We start from the raw sequence: 266 nt of genomic DNA, 5'->3' as shown, positions 1-266 counted from the left end.
TTATTAAAGTCTGTTACTTCCACTCCAAGCACATAGGAAAACTCGTCTGTTTCCATATTAGAATTCACACAGATACCATACTCTCCGTGTTTCACAACTTCCTGTGTATCATAGAGCTTAGCTTCTTTTCCTTCAATATTACATTTATCCCAGAATGCTGGTATATCGTGAGAGTGTGCGTTATTGCGTAAAGTTGTTTTAAACTCATAGCCTACTATTTTAAAACTATTTCTTTCTATTATTTTTGGTTGCATGATAATACCTCC

Annotated in this window: 1 protein-coding gene; it reads right to left on the bottom strand. The window is 34.6% G+C overall.

From position 1 onward, the window contains the following. On the bottom strand, positions 1-254 hold a 254-nt coding region (locus tag AOA59_RS27120; RefSeq protein ID WP_218212217.1), incomplete at its 3' end, for a GyrI-like domain-containing protein. Positions 255-266: the final 12 nt, after the last annotated feature.

This window comes from Pseudomonas sp. 2822-15, from assembly GCF_002742515.1.
Classification (GTDB): Bacteria; Pseudomonadota; Gammaproteobacteria; order Pseudomonadales; family Pseudomonadaceae; genus Aquipseudomonas; species Aquipseudomonas salomonii.
This window is presented reverse-complemented; position numbering and strand designations above follow the sequence as displayed.